The sequence below is a fragment of the Pseudomonas sp. BCRC 81390 genome, from assembly GCF_030341915.1.
Lineage (GTDB): Bacteria > Pseudomonadota > Gammaproteobacteria > Pseudomonadales > Pseudomonadaceae > Aquipseudomonas.
Genome location: NZ_JATAAG010000083.1, coordinates 409,117 through 425,880 on the forward strand (window position 1 = coordinate 409,117; position 16,764 = coordinate 425,880).

The window sequence follows — 16,764 nt, forward strand, 5'->3', positions numbered from 1 at the left end:
GTTGACCGCCGGTGCCGCAGGCGCTACCGAGTCCACCGTGATGGCGGCCGGTGAACTGGTGTTGCCGGTCGGGTCGGTCGCCGTGGCGTTTACCACGCTGCCGTTGGGCAACGGGCTGCCGGGGGTGAAGCTCCAGACGCCGTTGCCATCGGCGACGACCTGGCCGATCGGGTTACCGCCAGCGTCGGTCAGGGTCACGGTGCTGCCCGCTTCGGCGGTGCCGCTGATCGTGGTGCCATTGCTCGGGTTGATGACTGGCGCCGCTGGGGCGCTGGAATCGACGGTAACCGTCGCTGACGGACCGGTGTTGCCGGCCGCGTCGCTCGCCGTGGCATTGACCACGGTACCAGTGGGCAGCGCTGTGCCGGGCGTGAAGCTCCAGTTGCCGCTGCCGTCAGCCGTTACCTGGCCGATCGGATTACCGCTGCCATCGGTCAGGGTCACGGTGCTGTTCGGCTCGGCGGTACCGCTGAGGCTGCTGCCGTTGCTCAGGTTGATGGTGGGCGTGCCCGGAGCTACAGCGTCTACGGTGGTGCTGCCTTGCGGGCCGGTGTTGCCGGCCGGGTCGCGGGCCTCGGCATTGACTACCGTGCCGTCCGGCAAGGCCGTTGCCGGGGTGAAGCTCCAGTTGCCGTTGCCGTCGGCGGTGGTCTGGCCGATCGGGTTGCCGTTGCCATCGGTGAGGATGACCGTGCTCCCCGCCTCGGCGGTACCGCTGATTTCACTGCCATTGCTGGGATTGACCACCGGTGCCGCAGGCGCTACCGAGTCCACCGTGATAGCGGCCGGTGAACTGGTGTTGCCGGTCGGGTCGGTCGCCGTGGCGTTTACCACGCTGCCGTTGGGCAACGGGCTGCCGGGGGTGAAGCTCCAGACGCCGTTGCCATCGGCGACAATCTGGCCGATCGGGTTACCGCCAGCGTCGGTCAGGGTCACGGTGCTGCCCGCTTCGGCGGTGCCGCTGATCGTGGTGCCATTGCTCGGGTTGATCGTGGGTGCCGACGGTGCCAGGCCATCAATGATGGTGCTGGCAGGCGGGCTGGTATTGCCGGCGGCATCCTTGACCACCGCATTGACCACCGTACCATCGGGCAGTTCGCTATCCGTAGGGTACGACCAGTTACCATTGCCGTCGGCTGTGGTCTGGCCGATCGGGTTGCCGTTGCCGTCGGTAAGGACCACGGTGCTACCCGGCTCGGCAGTACCGCTGAGGCTGCTGCCATCGCTCAGGTTGATAGTGGGCGCGCCCGGGGCGACGCTGTCCACGGTTGTACTTCCCTGTCCACTGGTATTGCCGGCTGGGTCGGTCGCGGTGGCATTTACCACTGTGCCGTCGGGCAACGGTGAACTGGGGGTATAGCGCCAGTCACCGTTGCCATCAGTGATGGTCTGGCCGATCGGATTGCCGCTGCCATCGGTGATGGTAACGCTGCTGCCCGGCTCGGCGGTGCCGCTGAGTTCGGTGCCATTGCTCGGGTTGATCACCGGTGCCGACGGCGCTACGCCATCGACGATGATACTGGCGGGTGGGCTGCTGTTGCCGGCGGCATCCTTGACCACTGCCTCGACCACCGTGCCATCGGGTAGGCGCGTGTCCGGGGTGTACGACCAATTGCCGTTGCCATCAGCAGTGGTCTGGCCGATAGGGTTGCCGTCGCCGTCGGTGAGGACCACCGTACTGCCCGGCGCGGCGATACCGCTGAAGCTCGATCCGTTGCTCGGGTTGATCTGCGGCGCGTCAGGGAAGTCAGGGGCTTGCACGGTCGCCGCGGGGCTGCTGTTACCGGCAGGGTCGGTCACTACCACAGTCACCGTCTCGCCGTCGGTCAGTGGCGGGTTCAGCGGAATCTGGAAATTGCCGTCAGGGCCGACCACCACGCTGACATCCGTTTGCCCGTCGCCGTTGCTGTCGATTCCCACGGTGGCGCCGGGCTCGGCCGTGCCACTGATGCTGCTGCCATCTGCGGCGATCTGCAAGCCGCTGGCCGCTGCTGGAGGCGTGGTGTCAGGCGGTACGCTACCATCGACACTGCCACCTCCTCCGCCACCGCCACCGCTGCTGTTGGCGATCGCGACGCCGCCACCGATGATCGCAGCACCGGCCAGCAGTGCCGCGCCGGGGCTCAACCCGGCAATGGTAGCGTCAGTGGCAGTGAGTGATTCGAACCCGGCCGGGCTTTCCTGGGGCACATAGCCAGCCATCAATGGCCCGTCACCAGCGACCGTCGGCAGGTCGACGGCCAGCAATTTGTCCCGGTCTACCAGAAACAGCTGGCTGACAGGTTGCCCCTCGACATAGAAGTTTGCGATGCGCAGGTTTTCCCCGGACTTCAGCTGCACGATCAGGTCGGCACCGCTTTTGGAATATCCCTCCACACTTTCAGGCGCCAGATCCAGAACAATATTACTACTTTGGGAGAGGGTCAGTATTCCGTTATTGGGGATTGAAATGGGGGCGGCAGAGGAAACACTTTGAGAGAGAGGAGATATCTTGGCCTGTATCGACATGACTGACAGTCCCTTTGTCAACATTACGACCGAGCGGTCGCACTCGTTTCTTCAGAAATAGCATGCCACCGATAAAACGCCAGTATCACTTTATCAATAGTTCTCGTGGATATTCCGGTACCTTTCCCCAACCTTTAAGTTGCACTTCAGGGCCGGCTGCATGCAGCGTTTTACAAGGGCACGAGCCTTTTTACCTGACAATCCACTCGAGTAAAAAGTTGCCGATCGAACATGCTCTGCGCTTGTGCTCAGTTGAGTGAGTGCGAAAAAAATCGCAATCCATTTGCATCTATCAGGATGTAAAAGGATGCTCATCGCATCCCTGCGGCGATAGGATCAAGTTTCATTTACGCAACTGATGTTGGGCAGGTCTATACGAACAAAGTGATTGAATAGCCCAGGTACAAGTATCTTGATAGTTGGGCAGCAATTCGCCGACGACTGACTATTCGAACGCGGCGAGGCGGCAACGCGCAACATCGCGCTACGGCCGGAGGAATTGCCGGCAACTACACAACGAAAGCCCCCGCTTCCGGGTGTCGCTACCCAAAGGTGGGAAAGTCAGGCGATGGCCTGCAGAAACACCCAGGTCGCGGCGAAATCCAGCAGCAACACGGCAGTCACCACGAAAACCATGTAGAAGCGGTCGTCCCGGTTCATTTTTGCGCCCTCCGGAGGCTCGATCCCCTTGGGTCTCAGCAATTTGCATTCCACCCGTGCTCCTCCCCAGGCTGGAGGCGAGCTCAGGCCGACCGGGCCTGGTGGATGGGCAGTTCCACCCTGAACGTCGTACCGATACCCACTTCGCTGGTTACATGGATTTCGCCGCCATGACGTTTGATGATGCCGTACGAAAGCGACAAGCCCAGCCCGGTGCCCTGGCCAATCGGCTTGGTCGTGTAGAACGGATCGAAAATCTTCTGCAGGCTCTCGGCGGGGATGCCACACCCGTTGTCCGCGACCTCGATCCATACCCACGCATCATTGGCACCGGTCCGCAGGGTAATCCTGCCGCGCTCGGCGCCCATCGCCTGGGTGGCATTGACCAGCAGGTTCATGACCACCTGATTGATCTGCGAAGGCAGGCATTCAACCTGCGGCAAAGGCTGGTAGTCCTTGACCAGATCGGCCTTGTGCCGGAGCTCGCTGGCAACAATGTTCAACGTCGATTCTATGCCCTGCTGCAGGTCTGCCAGTTGCCAGTCCTGGCTGCTGTCGACCCGCGAGAAGTCCTTGAGGTCCTTGACGATCCGCGCGACACGGCTGATACCGTCCTTGGATTCGCGGATCAGTGCCGGGATATCCTCCAGCAGGTAGTCCAGCTCGATTTCCGTGCGCAGCTTCGCCAGCTCCGCGCTCAGCCCGTGCGGAATCAGGGTGTTTTCCGCGTCAGCGTAGGCCTTGAGCATGTTCTGCAAACGGCCGAAATAATCGTCCAGGGCGCCGAGGTTGGACGAGACAAAACCGATCGGGTTATTCACTTCATGAGCAACACCCGCCGCCAACTGGCCGAGCGAGGCGAGCTTTTCCGACTGGACCAGTTGGTTCTCGAGCTGCCGGCGTTCATCCACTTCGCGTTGCAGGGCTGCGCTGGCCTGGCCAAGTGCCTGGGTGCGCCGTTCCACCCGCTGCTCCAGTTCGTCGTTGGCACTGACCAGCGCCCGGTTGACCCGGTTTATTTCGGCGTAGCTGCGCATCAGCCACACCCCCATGTACAGCAACAGCAATACCAGCAGGGTGGAAAACACCAGCAGGTAGAAATGGTACCGCTGGGCCGTCAGCGTGGCTGCCTGCTCGTCGCGGTCCAGCATCAGCGCAATGGCGTCTAGGCGTTCGGCGATCGGAACTGCCTCGATCGCTCCAAGCAGCTGATCGACCTTGGGTTGCTCGTGCAGGATCAACTCGATGTGTTTGCTGATGGTATCGATGGGTGCCTGAAAATCGACCGGCAGGCGCTCTTTGTTGACCGAAAGATTGTTCAGGCCAACCAGGATATCGGCAGCCTTGTCCTCGGTGGTGGTCTGGGCAAACTCCAGGCTGCTGAGCATCAGGTCGTAGGTATCGCTGGTGATCCTGCGCAGGCGCAGTGCGTCGGCGTCGACCAGTTGGCCAAGGTGCACCTGGATGACATCGGCTGCGTCCGGGAGAAAAGCCAGGGAGTTACGCAGAATTGCGTTGTGCGTCTTGAAACGCGAAACCAGCAGTATCTTGGCATCGAAGGCTTGCTGGTAATCGCCAAAGGCGGCCTGCCAGGCGGGCAGCGCGGTTTTCTCGATGCGCCCTTCAAGCGTGCGGAATTCCCGCCACAGGCGTTTCATTTCCATCAGCGGCAGCACCAGCGGATCGTAATTGTAGTTGGTGGTAGTGCGCGCCTTGAGCACCGCACTTTCCCACTGGGCGTCGTATTGCTTGATCTGGCGAATCAGATCCCGCGCCTGGGCGTAGGTACCGCTTTCATCAGACTTGGACATCCAGTACAGGTAGACCAGCACGGACGCCAGCAGCATGGCGCAGGCAGCCAACAGCAGCAGGCTGCGCCGAGCATTCAGTTTCATAGCGGTTTGCCCTCCCACTGGCCGGTGAGGGTCTGGAGAAACTTGATGATCAGCGCTTTATCACCGTCTCTTGGCGTACGCCCCAACTGATAATGGAACATGGCGTCGACGGCGGCCTCCAGGGTGGGTACCGAACCGTCATGAAAGTAAGGGGCAGTGACCGCTACGTTGCGCAAGCTGGGGACTTTGAACAGGTTCAGGTCCTCCGGGTCGCCGGTCACGTTGTAGCGTCCTTGGTCGGCCACCGCAGGATTGCCACGGTTGGCGAAATAATCATCGAACACACCCAGCTTCTGCAGCATGTTGCCGCCGATGTTCACCCCCTGATGGCAGGCAATGCAGCCATATTCCTGGAAGCGCTGGTAGCCGTACTTCTCTTCCAGGCTGAGGCTGCTGGTGTCCCCCTGCAGGTAGCGATCGAAGCGTGATGCAGGTGTCAACAGGGTACGCTGGTAGGTGACCAGGGCATCTTCGATAGCCTGAACGGCCACTGGTTTGCCATAGGCTGCGGCAAACCCGACGCGATAGGCCGGGTCGCCGGCAATTCGCTGGACCACCGCAGCCCAGCCGTCTTCTGTTTCGCTTGCACTGTCGGCTGCCAGGTGTACCAGGCCGTCAAACGATTGTGCACGCCCATCCCAGAACTGCAGGAAGTTCAGGCTCGCATTGAAGACGCTGGGGGTGTTGACGGCCAAGGGTTTGCCATCTGCACCCGGCGAGCGCGCCTGCCCGTCTGCGCCCCCTCGATCCAGACGGTGGCAATCTGCGCAGGACTGGGTGCCATTGGGCGACAGCCGGGGGTCGTTGAACAATTTACGGCCCAGCTCCACCCGCGCGGGGTCAAGCTCAGGCACCGCCGGCAAGGGCGTCAGCGGCCCACCGATGCTCTGGGCCAACGCCAACGCCGGCAATACCGCCAGCATCGTGGCAATCATGCGAACCTGCAGACCGATCGGCACGGCACAAACCTCCCTGGCAAGATGCACGCTGTCTCCGAGCATAGTGAGGCCAATCGAGAAAAGCGAACGCCAGGGCGAATGTCATCTAGGCTGTAGCCAGGGAGCAGTCTGAATGAAACCGGCCAGGAGGGACCCATGGAGCTACCCGTCACCGAAGGCGCAACAGACAAAGCCGTAATACTTCTGGTGGACGACGAACCCTCGATTCTCAGCAGCCTCCGTCGTTTGTTGCGCAGCCAGCCCTACGAAGTCCTTGTCGCCGAAAGCGGCGCCGATGCCTTGCAACTGCTCCAGCAGCGGCCGATCAATCTGGTCATGAGTGATGCACGCATGCCCAACATGGACGGTGCCACGCTGTTGGCGCACGTGCATGAGCGTTTCCCCGACACCCTGCGCATTCTGCTTACCGGGTACGCTGACACGGACACCATCGCCAAAGCCATCAATGATGGGCACATCTACCGCTACATCAGCAAACCCTGGAATGATGAAGAACTGTTGGTCACCTTGCGCCAGGCGTTGGCCCACCAGCATTCGGAAAGCGAGCGAAAGCGCCTGGAACAACTGACCCAGGCGCAGATCAAGCAACTGAAGGCGCTCAACGAAAGCCTTGAACAGCGTGTAGCGGCGCGCACCGCCGAGTTGCAGCAGACGGCCGACATGCTCGACCTTGCCTATGAAGAACTCAAACGCAGTTACGTGACCAGCACCGAGTTCTTTTCGCAGCTGGGCAACATGCGCCTGCCCAAGGCCAAGCAGACCAACCGGCAAGTCATCGACCTGATACGGGTGTACTGCACCTGCCATGGGCTGGACGAAGCGACCTGCCGCAACCTGACCATGGCGGCTGCGCTGTACAACATCGGCAAGATGAGCTGGAGCGACAGCATGCTCACCTGCCCAGCCGATCTCATTCCTCCCCAGGAGCGCGAGCTGTACCGCTCGTACCCGAAACAGAGTGAAGCGCTGGTGATGACCCTGGACCCCATGAAAGAGGCCGCGCAACTCATCCTTCACCATCAGGAGCGCTGGGACGGCAGCGGATTTCCGGGCCACCTCAAGGGCGCGGCAATCCCGTTGGGTGCCCGCTGGCTGAAAATGGCCGTGGACTTCATCGAATTGCAGCGCGGGTTGGTCCTCGAGCGCCAGCTCAATAGCGATGAGGCCCTGCTGTATATCCGCAAATATGCCGGAAAGGTGTACGACCCGGACCTGGTGGAAGACTTCGTCAGCGTCTGCGCCGAATACATGCGCGACATCACCCTGACCGACCCGGCCATCAAGGTGTTGAGCACGCACGAGTTGGCAGAGGGCATGATCCTGGCGCGAAACCTCCATGCCGACAATGGCATGTTGCTGTTGAATGCCGGCAAGGTACTGAGCGGCCTGCTGGTTAAGAAACTGATTGCCTTCGAAGAAATGGAGGGCGGCAAATACAGTGTGTTCGTCAGAATTCCCGAGGAGGCCGGCAGCGTGCAACCCGCGCCGGCAACGGCGGGCTGACCCAAGGCACCCCACGCCCGACGCCAACACAACTGCGCTTTCAGCTGAGCGCTCTGCGCACCCCCTCATCGATTACCTCCGCCTTGTAAGGGTTGCCACCGTTTTCATGGGTGATGATGCCAAGCACCATCCCCCGCAGCGTGGTCGGGTGCCTGAGATTGATCGGCTCGGTGCTGCGCACGCCAAGGCTGCGGGCCACCGCTTCGGCATAGGCGCGGGTATCGTTCTCGTGACTCGGCGCCCAGCGGTTGATGGCCTCGAGCACGGTATCGATGCCTTTTTCGCCCACGCCGGGCATACCGTCCTTGCTGCGGTAGTTGATGAGCAACTTGCCGAGGGCGCGGATACCGTTTTCCGGCTGGTCGAAACGAGCGAAGCGTGGCCTGGCTACGCCCTCTTCGAGGCCCAATTGCCCTTGCCAGGGGTTGCGCGGGTTGAAGTCGATATTGCCCGGGTTGTTGTTGCGTATGCCACGTGGCGTATTCATCAGCTGACCTCCTGGACCGTTTGCTCCGTACTGTCGTCACTGCTGTTGATGACGCCGAAACACGTGAGTTTTCTCCAGGCGGACAAATCCCGCCAAATGGCAGCTGGCCGCAGGCCGTAATCATTCCACCCGACACCACCACGACTGGGCGAACAACACGCCGTCGATTTCCTCGACCCCGTTGATGTTCATCCCGAGCTGGGCCATGCCGTTGACCTTGGCATCGTGCAGCCGCGGAATGATGTCCGGCCCGGGCGTCGGGTTGAACAGCCAGGCCTGGGTCGACACACGCCCCAGCGGCTCGCTGTGGTGGTCGCCGATGTGGACGTCGGCGCGCAATGCCGGAACCTTCCGCAACTGGTCGGATGGTATGGCAATGCCGCGTTCGCGGCGACGGACGATGAGGAAATACATACTCCACCGATACTGTATATGGATACAGTATTTGAGCACCCTCCTGCAGCGCCGCACCAGTACCACTCGGCGGACTATGCTTACACGGCAAGGCAGGAGGGTGACGTATGTGTGGCAGGCTGAGCCAGTACCGGGGCGTCCATGACTTCGTTGCAACCCTGAGCTTGCCGGAGGCGTGGAGAAACAACATCGGCGACCAGCCGCTGGGCCAATACAACATCGCACCGACCACACCGGTCGCCGTGCTGCGGATGGACGCCGCAGGCCTGCGCGCAGACCTGGTGAAATGGGGCTGGCGGCCGCATTGGGCGACTGACCGCGCTGCGCCGATCAACGCCCGCGTGGAAAAAGTGGCGCACGGCCCGTTCTTCCGGGCGATCTGGCCATACCGGGCGATAACGCCCGTCGACGGCTGGTACGAATGGGTTGATGAAGGCGGGCCGAGGAAACAGCCTTATTTCATCCGCCGTCGGGATGGCCGCCCTGCCCTGTGCGCATCGATCGGCCAGTTTATCGGTAACGCGGGCGACGGCTGCGTAATCATCACCGCAGATGCCCAAGGCGGCTTGGTCGATGTGCACGACCGCAGGCCTGTCGTGCTCTCGCCGCAATTGGCACGCGCCTGGATCGCCGCCGGCCTGCCGAGCGCGCAGGCGGAGCAACTTGTGCTCAACCTCGGCGAACCCGCTGATTGCTTCGAATGGTTCCGGGTGAGCGCGGCGGTGGGAAATGTGCGCAACCAGGGCGCCGAGCTGATTGATCCGCTGCCATGACCTATGCTGTGCTTGTTTCAACACCGTACGGTAGACGCCACTGAGTTGCGCAAGCAACGAACCGAGGAATGGAGACCCTGATATGCCAGCTTGCCCGTTGCCCGCAGACGAAGCGCTGCGCCAGCGCACACTCGACGACATGAACCTGGTCGATACGCCTGCCGAACATTACCTCGATACCCTGGTGCGGCTCACTCAGGACCTGGCCCACGTCGACACGGTGCTGATCAGCCTCATCGACCAGGACCGCCAATGGTTCAAGGCGCGCATAGGGCTCGAGGCCAGCGAGACGACGCGCAGTATCTCGTTCTGCGGCTACGCGATTCTCGGCGAAGGTACCTTGATGGTTCCCGATGCCAGTCACGATACGCGCTTCGTCGACAATCCACTGGTGCTCAACCCGCCCTATATCCGCTTCTATGCCGGCCACCCCTTGCGCGCCGGAAATGGCAAGGCGATCGGTACGCTGTGCATGTTCGACCCTCGGCCGCGCGAGCTCAGCAAGGCGCAGCAGGCGCATTTCAAGGACCTGGCCACCCTGGCGGAAGGCTATCTGCAACTGCGTGCCCTGGCGCAGATCAACCGCGACCTACGCCTCGAAATGGACCGCGAACAGCGCAAAGCCTTGCTCGACCCGTTGACCCAGCTGTGGAACCGCGGCGCGTTGACGGCTTTTGGAGGGCACCAGCGGCGATTGGCGGACCAGCATCACTTGCAGCTGGGGGCCATCTACGCAGACCTTGATCATTTCAAGTCGATCAACGACAAGTACGGCCATGCCGGTGGCGACAAGGTGCTCTGCGAATGTGCCCGGCGTCTGCGCGCGGCACTTCGTCCCGATGACCTGCTGGTACGTCATGGCGGCGAAGAATTTGTCGCCATATTGCAGGTCAAGGACGGCGACGAGCTGCGACGCATTGCCGAACGTATCCGGGAACTGGTCGGTGGCACGCCGATGCAGTTGCCCAACGCTCAACAGAAGGTCAGCCTGAGCATAGGCTGCACCCTGTTCGCCCCTGCGGAAACGCTGGAGGACGCGCTGGACCGCGCCGATACGGGGCTCTACGCCGCCAAACAGCAGGGGCGCGACCAGGTCGTCTACCGGGCACCGCCCGTGTGAGCGGCGCGTGGTTCCGGGGTTGGCAACAGGCCGCTGTGCGCCATGTTCCGCTCGTCATAACGTAATAGGCGCCCGGAATTGGCCAGCACCAGCAAGGTGCTGAGGTTATGCAACAGCGCGGCGACCATTGCCCCCGCCGCCCCCAGGATGCCAAACGCCGCAGCCACGACGATGGCCAGGGTCCAGCCCAGGCCGATCAGCACATTCACCTGAAGGGTGCGACGGCAGCGGCGGCTGAGGCGGATGCAGGTGCCCAGGCGCCGCAGGTCTGCGTTGATCAGCACGATATCCGCCGCGGCCAGCGCGATGTCGGCACCGCCCGCACCGATCGCCACGCCCACCACCCCGGCCTTGAGTGCCAGTGAATCATTGATGCCATCGCCTACCACCAGCGGGCGCAAGCCCATCTGCAGCTCATGGTTGACCTGGCGCATCTTGTCTTCTGGAAGTGCTTCGGCTACCACGTGTCTGATGCCCAACTGGACGGCGATGGACTCGGCCACCCGGGTGCGGTCACCGGTCAGCAGCACCTGGCGCTGCAGGCCCAGCTCACGCAGTTGCTGCAGCGCCTCGGCGGCTTCGGCACGCACATTGTCGGCCAGCAGCAGCCAGGCCAGAAACCGGCCATTCAGGGCCAGGCCGGCAATCGGGCCGTCATGTTCGGGCACCTTGGGCACGTCCATGCCCATCTGGCTGAACAGCTCCGGGCGGCCCAACGCTGCTTCGCCCTCGACCGAGTGCGCCACTACACCAAAGCCCTGGCGCTCCTGGACATCCACCAGCGGCAGGTGCCGGTCGTGCGGCACCAGCGCTGCCAGGGCCCGGCTGACCGGGTGGCTGCTGGCCGCACCGAGGCTGGCGGCAAGATCGATGATGGCGGCCCGGGGCAAGCTGCTCGAGATGCCGACCACGCTGCGCAGACGCAGGTCGCCGTTGGTCAGGGTGCCGGTCTTGTCGATCACCAGCGAAGACAAGTCGGCAAGCTCCTCGAGAAACGCCGAGCCGCGAATCAGGATGCCGTGCCGCGCGGCAACGGCAATGCCCGCCACCGCTGTCGCTGGCGCGGACAGCACCAATGCACAGGGACAGGCCGCCACCAGCACCGCCAGCATGGCCTGTGCATCGCGGGTGATGAACCAGGTTGCAGCGGCGATCAACAGCACCAGGACCATATAGCGCCCGGCGTACCGCTCGAGCAAGCGTGTAATGGGCGGCTTGGCTTGTTCGGCGCGCTGCATCAGGGCGATCACCTTGCCCAGGGTGGAGTCTTCGCCGACGCGGGTGACTTCCACCCGCAGCAGGCCATCCAGGTTGATCGAACCCCCATGGATATCCATGCCAGGGCTGATTTCCTGCGGAACCGACTCGCCGGTGATTGGCGCGGTGTCGAGGCTGGCCCGCCCGGCGACGACCCGGCCATCGGCGGGCACCCGGTCACCGGCGCGGACCTCGACCTGGTCGCCGGGCCTGAGGCTGGCGTTATCAACCTCGTGCACCTGGCCCTCAGTGTCGATCAGCCGCGCATGGCTTCGTGTCAGTTGCCCAAGTGCCGCAATGGCCTCCTGCGAACCCAGCACGCTGCGCTCTTCGAGGATATGGCCGAAGATCATGATGATCGGCAACAGCGCCGCAGTGGCCAGGTCACCGGTCGCCCAGGCGCCCAGCATGGCCAGGCCGACAAGCTGGTCGGTGATGCCGTGCAGGCTAGGTTGCAGCAAGCTGTGCCAGGACGCGCGCAACACCGGAATCGCCACCAGCAGCGAGGCGCCGCCCAGCAGCAGCTGGCTGACGCCCTCTTGCGTCGGTGCCAGCCAGCGCCACACCAGCCCCAGCCCGAGAAGCCCCAGCGCCAGCATTGCCAGGATCAGCTGGCGCGCGGCAGTGCGCCGTTCGGCCTGCGACAGCAAGCCCGAGGTGAGGTGGGTATGGGCGTGGTGATGCCCGTGGCCATGGCAGTGATGGGTACTCATCGCGAGCAGCTCCGGAAATGGACGTGAACCGGGGTCGGCCGGCAAGGATCGAGCGGGACAGCCCCTGGACTCATGGCTTTGGCCCCTGCAGGATCATGTGCCCGGCATCCTCTTTGTTGAAGGTGGTAACCGAGCCTGCACGGGCAAGGATTGCCGGTACGCGCTCCTGGTAGAGGCGCTGCAACAGTTGCGGATCCTGCTGTTGCGTCAGCCCGACGATCGTCGCCGTCTCGGCCTGGGCCCGGGCCAGCCGCTCGCTCGCCTCGGCCTGGGCCACTTGTACGGTGCGGTCGGCAGCCTGGGTGGCCTGCTGCAACTGACGTGCAGCGTCGTTACGGGCCTTGGCCACGGCCTGCTCGGCCTGCTGGCTGGCGGTAAGCACCGCGTTGAACGCGCTGACCGCAGACCAGGGCAAGGCAGACTGGATGTCGACCCGCGCCACTTCGATCCCCAGACTGGCCCCGGCCGAACGCAGGCGCGCCAGGCTGGCATTGATGCCCTGTTGCAGGTCGCCGCGCAGTTGTTCGCGGTGCTCGGCCAGGCGGGCATCCGCGCCTACCAGTTCAGGGCGCGCAACCAGGATGGCATCCATGTCGCGCGAGGCGCAGGTCAGCACCGCGTTGCGCTCTACCAGGCGGTCCAGGGCGGCCTCGACGTGTAGCCTCTGGCGCGCAAAAGCATACGGATCCGTCACGGTATAGAACACCCGCACATCCAGCTGCACGGCACCGGCATCGCCGGTCAACAGAAAGCCGGAACCTGCCGTGGCATCACTGGCCAGCGAGCCGTCCTTGTCAGACTTCTGCGCCAGCTCGGAACGTAGCAGTACTTCGACCCGACGCTCGGCAACCCGCCCTGCCGAAGGCAACATCACCACCTGTTCGAACGGTTGCGGCCATGCCAGCAGCAAGCCGGCATTCTGGATGCGCGCTTCGGCCCCAAGGCGCAACACCACCGCGCGGCTTTCCGGGCCCACCTGGCGTACGTTGCCGAACAGCCAGCCCACTGCCGCCAGCACGGTCACCACGTAGAGCACCAGGAAGCCGATGCGCCCCGACTGCAACCATGGGCTATCGGGCAACCGCGACGACAGCTGTTCAGCGCTGGCCATGGTCAGCTCCAGCCGGCAACGCCGGCCCCTCCACCAGCGCACGGAACGGCGCCGCGTCCGTTCGCAGTACCAGGCGGGTAGCGGGGTTGATGACCGAGCCCAGCGTGTCGAGCGAGCGCAACAAGGTGTACAGCTCCGGTGCGCCGGCGTACGCCTTGCCATATATTTGCGCCGCCTGCACTTGCGACTGGGCCTGGATCTGCGCGGCCTTCACGTTCGCGTCGGCTTGCAGGATCCTGGCGTCACGCTCGGCGGCCGACTGGATCTCGGCAGCCTTGCGCTTGCCTTCAGCAGTGCGTTCGGTGGCGATGGTTTCGCGCTCGGCACGCATACGGTCGACGGTGGCCTCGAGGGTGACCTTGGGCAAGGTCAGACGCTCGATCCCCACCTGCACCACCCGTACCCCATAAGTGTTGATCAGTTGCTGCGCGATCTGATCCTGCAGGCGCTGCTCGAACGCCTCGATACGCACCCGGCTGGCGTCGACATTGACCAGGTCCGCCAGTTCGAAGCCGCTGGCAGTGGTTTCCAGGGCCGAGCCCACCAGGGTGCGAATCTGCCGCGCCGCCTCGTCCGGCTGGTTCTGTACCGCGCGCATGAACAACTGGATGCGCTGCGGGTCGGGCGCTACCTGCCAGGCGATGTAGGCCTGCACAATGATGCGCAGGCCATCGCGGGTACCGACATCCTGCAGCCCGCTCGAGGTGGTGCGCAGGCGCAGGTCGACCGGCACTGCTGCTTCGAACGGCAGCGGCCAGCGCCAGTTCAGGCCGGGCTCCATCAGCACCCGCGACGGGTTGCCGAAGCGCGTGATGACGGTGGCCTCGCCTACCCGGACCTGGACAAAACAGGCGGTCGCCGCCATCACCAGGACAAGCAGCGCTGCCACGCCAAGGCGTAGCCAGGCCGGCCGGGCATGCCCTTGGCTGTGGTCATGGTCGTGATGGTGGTCATGGTCGTGGCTGTGCTCATGGCCGTGTGCAGAATGGGAATTCAAGGGTTACGCTCCTGGGTGCGTCCGGATGCAGGTGCTGGTTGCGTAGGGTCGGCCGGTACAGCGAAGCTGCGCAGGTCCACGGTCGGTGCCTGGGCTGCCGCCAGGCGGTGGTCGATGATCAGGCTGCTTGCCCCGGCCAACCCTTGCGACAAACGCTCCAGGTACTGCTCCAGGAGGAAAGCCTGGCCAGCGTGCTGCCAGGCTGTGCGTTCGGCGTCGAACCGCAGCGCAGCGGTACTGGCCTTGGTCTCGGTCTCGTGAGCGTCGGCAGTGGCCCTGTCGCTCAACGATGTCGCCGTGAAGCGCGCCTGGTTGAGCGTCTGCATGGCCTGCCCACGGTCGCGGGCGACCAGCGCCTGGGCGGTGATCTGCGCAGCCTGCACGGCATGGTAGGCATTGGCCGCGCCGGCCGGTGGGTGAATCGCTTCCACCGAAGTCGCCAGCAGTTCCACGCCGCTGTCCATCCGGTCCAGGTCAGCCTGCACGGCACGGCCAATGTCACGGCCGAGCGCTGCACGCTCCGCGCCGAGCAAGCCATCCAGCGAGCGGCCAGCGAAATCGTGGACCAACACCCGGTTGGCAACGCTGCGCAGCAGTTGCGCAACGTCGGTGGTGTGGTAGGTGGCCGCCAGTGCTGCCGCATCGCTCATGCCGATGCGGTAGAGGAAGCGCACGTCCATGTTCACGATCTGCAAGCCCTGGCGCCCGCCCTCGGCGCCGGCAATCACCTGTGAGTTCTCGCTCAGGTGGGTGGCATCCCAAAGCCGGTTGGCCGATGCCGGGGCCGCCCCTTCGGCAGCGGCCAACGCGTCGGCCGCATTGGCCGCGCCGGAGGTCGCCAGCTCATGGATGACGCTGTTGTCGACGTTCAGTACCTTGCCAAAAGGCCAAGGCAAGCCGACATGCAAGCCCGGCTGGTACACCTCCAGCGGCTTGCCAAAACGTTCATAGACGCCGCGACTGTTCATCGGCACTTCGACGATGCCGGTCAACAACCAACCGACCACCGCCACCAGCGCCGCTACCGGCACGAACGCTCTGCGCATGAAGGCAAAAGCCCATACCTGGCGCAAGTCGATACCCAGGCGCTGATGCAATTCGTTCTGCAGTACGGTGATCGGGCGCGGTGGCCATTGCAGCAGGTCGCCGACCAAGCTGCGTGCTACCAGCGCAGGCTCTTCGCCTGGGCGCCAGGGGCGAAACAGCGCCAGGGCTGCACGCGACAGCAGCTCCAGCGCTGCCAGCCCAGGTAGCACAGCGACCAATACCGCCAGGCGCGCCGGCCATAGACGATCGCCATCGACAAAGGCCAGGCAGGCAATGGTCAACACCTGCACAGCGATGACCAGCCTTATCATCGCCGCAAGCGCCCTGGCCTCGGGCCAGGTCGCCGCACTTTCGGCCATCAGGTGGCGCTCGGCCACGACCAGACAGAACGCGCACACGGCCAGGATGCCGATCGCAACCCAGGTCACCTGACCGGCGACCAGCGGTACGGGCAAGTCGAGGCGCCAGGCGCCCTTGACCAACAACAGCGCCAGCCCTGCCAGGCCAACGAGCCAGGGGGTCTCGGCGCCAAGCTTGCGCAATTGCCGCTGGCACGCTTCGCCAAGCTGTGCACACCAACGATCGAAACGGCTGAGCGATTCCGATTCGGCCGTTTCCACCGCAGCGCTGCGCCAGAACGCCAACTGCAACGGCGTCCCGCCCAGCAGGGTCGCGCGCCAGCTGGCCACCCGCCAGGCCGACTGCGCAGCCGCAGCCAACAGCAACAGCGCGGCGGCATTGACGGCAAGCAGGACCAACCAATGAGAATCGGGGCTGAACACCCCGACCAACCCCTGCAGCAGCATCAACAGCGTGGCGATTGCCAATGCCAGATAGGTCCATTGCACCAGATTGCGCGCGTGCACCGTCGCGCGCTGGAAACGGGGAAACCCATCGAGGTCGTTGGCCTCGGTGTCTAGATCGACGCTCATGAACACTCCAGGAAATACCAGGCGCCGCGAGTCAGGACCTCGAAGGACTGGTAACAATTTGCAACAATCGCTGTAACGTTATAACAAGGAATGTCAAAAATCTGTTGTCCGCATAACGCCGCTTACTCCATCAAGAATCGCGCACGAAATACCGGCCGCTTTCGACCCATGGCGGACTGTGCCTTGGGACTTGCGTGGATCCGGATGTGTTCGCCTTGGGGTATGTAGCGCCTATGAGATCGAGCGCCGCCCGTGCGGCGCATCGCGGGTAAATCCGCTCCTTGTATGTTGTGTCTGGCCTGGCGAGAGAGGTTATGCTCGTTCGGCTGAAGAAGCACTTCCGGGGAGGCCGACCGCTCCTGAAGGCGGGCTCGCCCTGACCTTGTAT

The 16,764-nt window shown here is 63.6% G+C and carries 12 protein-coding genes; 3 read left to right on the forward strand and 9 right to left on the reverse strand.

Translation table 11 applies throughout. The annotated features are described in order from the left end of the window. The 3 genes from QSV36_RS25005 to QSV36_RS25015 form a co-directional block, all read right to left on the reverse strand. A partial coding sequence (locus QSV36_RS25005; protein ID WP_289135714.1) for an Ig-like domain-containing protein occupies window positions 1–2,508 on the reverse strand: 2,508 nt, incomplete at its 3' end. 743 nt (window positions 2,509–3,251) lie between these two features. Further along, window positions 3,252–5,063, reverse strand: a complete 1,812-nt coding sequence (locus QSV36_RS25010) for a DAHL domain-containing sensor histidine kinase (protein ID WP_289135716.1) — start codon at window positions 5,061–5,063, stop codon at window positions 3,252–3,254. Further along, the gene (locus QSV36_RS25015; RefSeq protein ID WP_289135744.1) at window positions 5,060–5,986 is read right to left on the reverse strand and encodes a cytochrome-c peroxidase; all 927 of its coding nucleotides are present in this window, start codon (window positions 5,984–5,986) and stop codon (window positions 5,060–5,062) included. Before QSV36_RS25015 ends, QSV36_RS25010 begins: the two co-directional genes overlap by 4 nt. A gap of 171 nt (window positions 5,987–6,157) precedes the next feature. On the opposite strand from QSV36_RS25015, the gene nosR reads away from it, so the two are divergent. Next, window positions 6,158–7,525, forward strand: coding sequence for a response regulator c-di-GMP phosphodiesterase, NosR family (gene nosR / locus QSV36_RS25020; protein ID WP_289135718.1), 1,368 nt, complete (start codon window positions 6,158–6,160; stop codon window positions 7,523–7,525). A gap of 40 nt (window positions 7,526–7,565) precedes the next feature. On the opposite strand, the gene QSV36_RS25025 is transcribed toward nosR, so the two are convergent. Both QSV36_RS25025 and QSV36_RS25030 read right to left on the reverse strand, forming a co-directional pair. Then, window positions 7,566–8,012, reverse strand: a complete 447-nt coding sequence (locus QSV36_RS25025) for a structural protein P5 (RefSeq protein ID WP_289135720.1) — start codon at window positions 8,010–8,012, stop codon at window positions 7,566–7,568. 120 nt (window positions 8,013–8,132) lie between these two features. Then, entirely contained in the window at window positions 8,133–8,426 is a 294-nt protein-coding gene (locus QSV36_RS25030; RefSeq protein WP_289135722.1) for a hypothetical protein, read from the reverse strand. Window positions 8,427–8,533: 107 nt separating this feature from the next. Between QSV36_RS25030 and QSV36_RS25035 the strand changes: the two genes are divergently transcribed. Both QSV36_RS25035 and QSV36_RS25040 read left to right on the forward strand, forming a co-directional pair. Next, entirely contained in the window at window positions 8,534–9,199 is a 666-nt protein-coding gene (locus tag QSV36_RS25035) for an SOS response-associated peptidase (RefSeq protein ID WP_289135724.1), read from the forward strand. Between the two features lie 82 nt (window positions 9,200–9,281). Beyond that, window positions 9,282–10,319: a sensor domain-containing diguanylate cyclase gene (locus tag QSV36_RS25040; RefSeq protein ID WP_289135726.1), complete on the forward strand. Its 1,038-nt coding sequence runs from the start codon at window positions 9,282–9,284 to the stop codon at window positions 10,317–10,319. On the opposite strand, the gene QSV36_RS25045 is transcribed toward QSV36_RS25040, so the two are convergent. From QSV36_RS25045 to hflK (QSV36_RS25060), 4 genes are all read right to left on the reverse strand, one after another. Beyond that, window positions 10,298–12,289, reverse strand: a complete 1,992-nt coding sequence (locus tag QSV36_RS25045; RefSeq protein WP_289135728.1) for a heavy metal translocating P-type ATPase — start codon at window positions 12,287–12,289, stop codon at window positions 10,298–10,300. The two genes, QSV36_RS25040 and QSV36_RS25045, sit on opposite strands and share 22 nt — an antisense overlap. Window positions 12,290–12,359: 70 nt before the next feature. Continuing rightward, window positions 12,360–13,400, reverse strand: a complete 1,041-nt coding sequence (gene hflK / locus QSV36_RS25050; RefSeq protein ID WP_289135730.1) for a protease modulator HflK — start codon at window positions 13,398–13,400, stop codon at window positions 12,360–12,362. Further along, entirely contained in the window at window positions 13,387–14,397 is a 1,011-nt protein-coding gene (gene hflC / locus QSV36_RS25055; RefSeq protein ID WP_289135732.1) for a protease modulator HflC, read from the reverse strand. Before hflC ends, hflK (QSV36_RS25050) begins: the two co-directional genes overlap by 14 nt. Beyond that, window positions 14,394–16,376 (reverse strand): protease modulator HflK, encoded by a 1,983-nt coding sequence (hflK, locus tag QSV36_RS25060; protein ID WP_289135734.1) that lies wholly within the window; start codon window positions 16,374–16,376, stop codon window positions 14,394–14,396. The genes hflC and hflK (QSV36_RS25060) overlap by 4 nt, the downstream gene beginning before the upstream one ends. Window positions 16,377–16,764 lie beyond the last annotated feature (388 nt).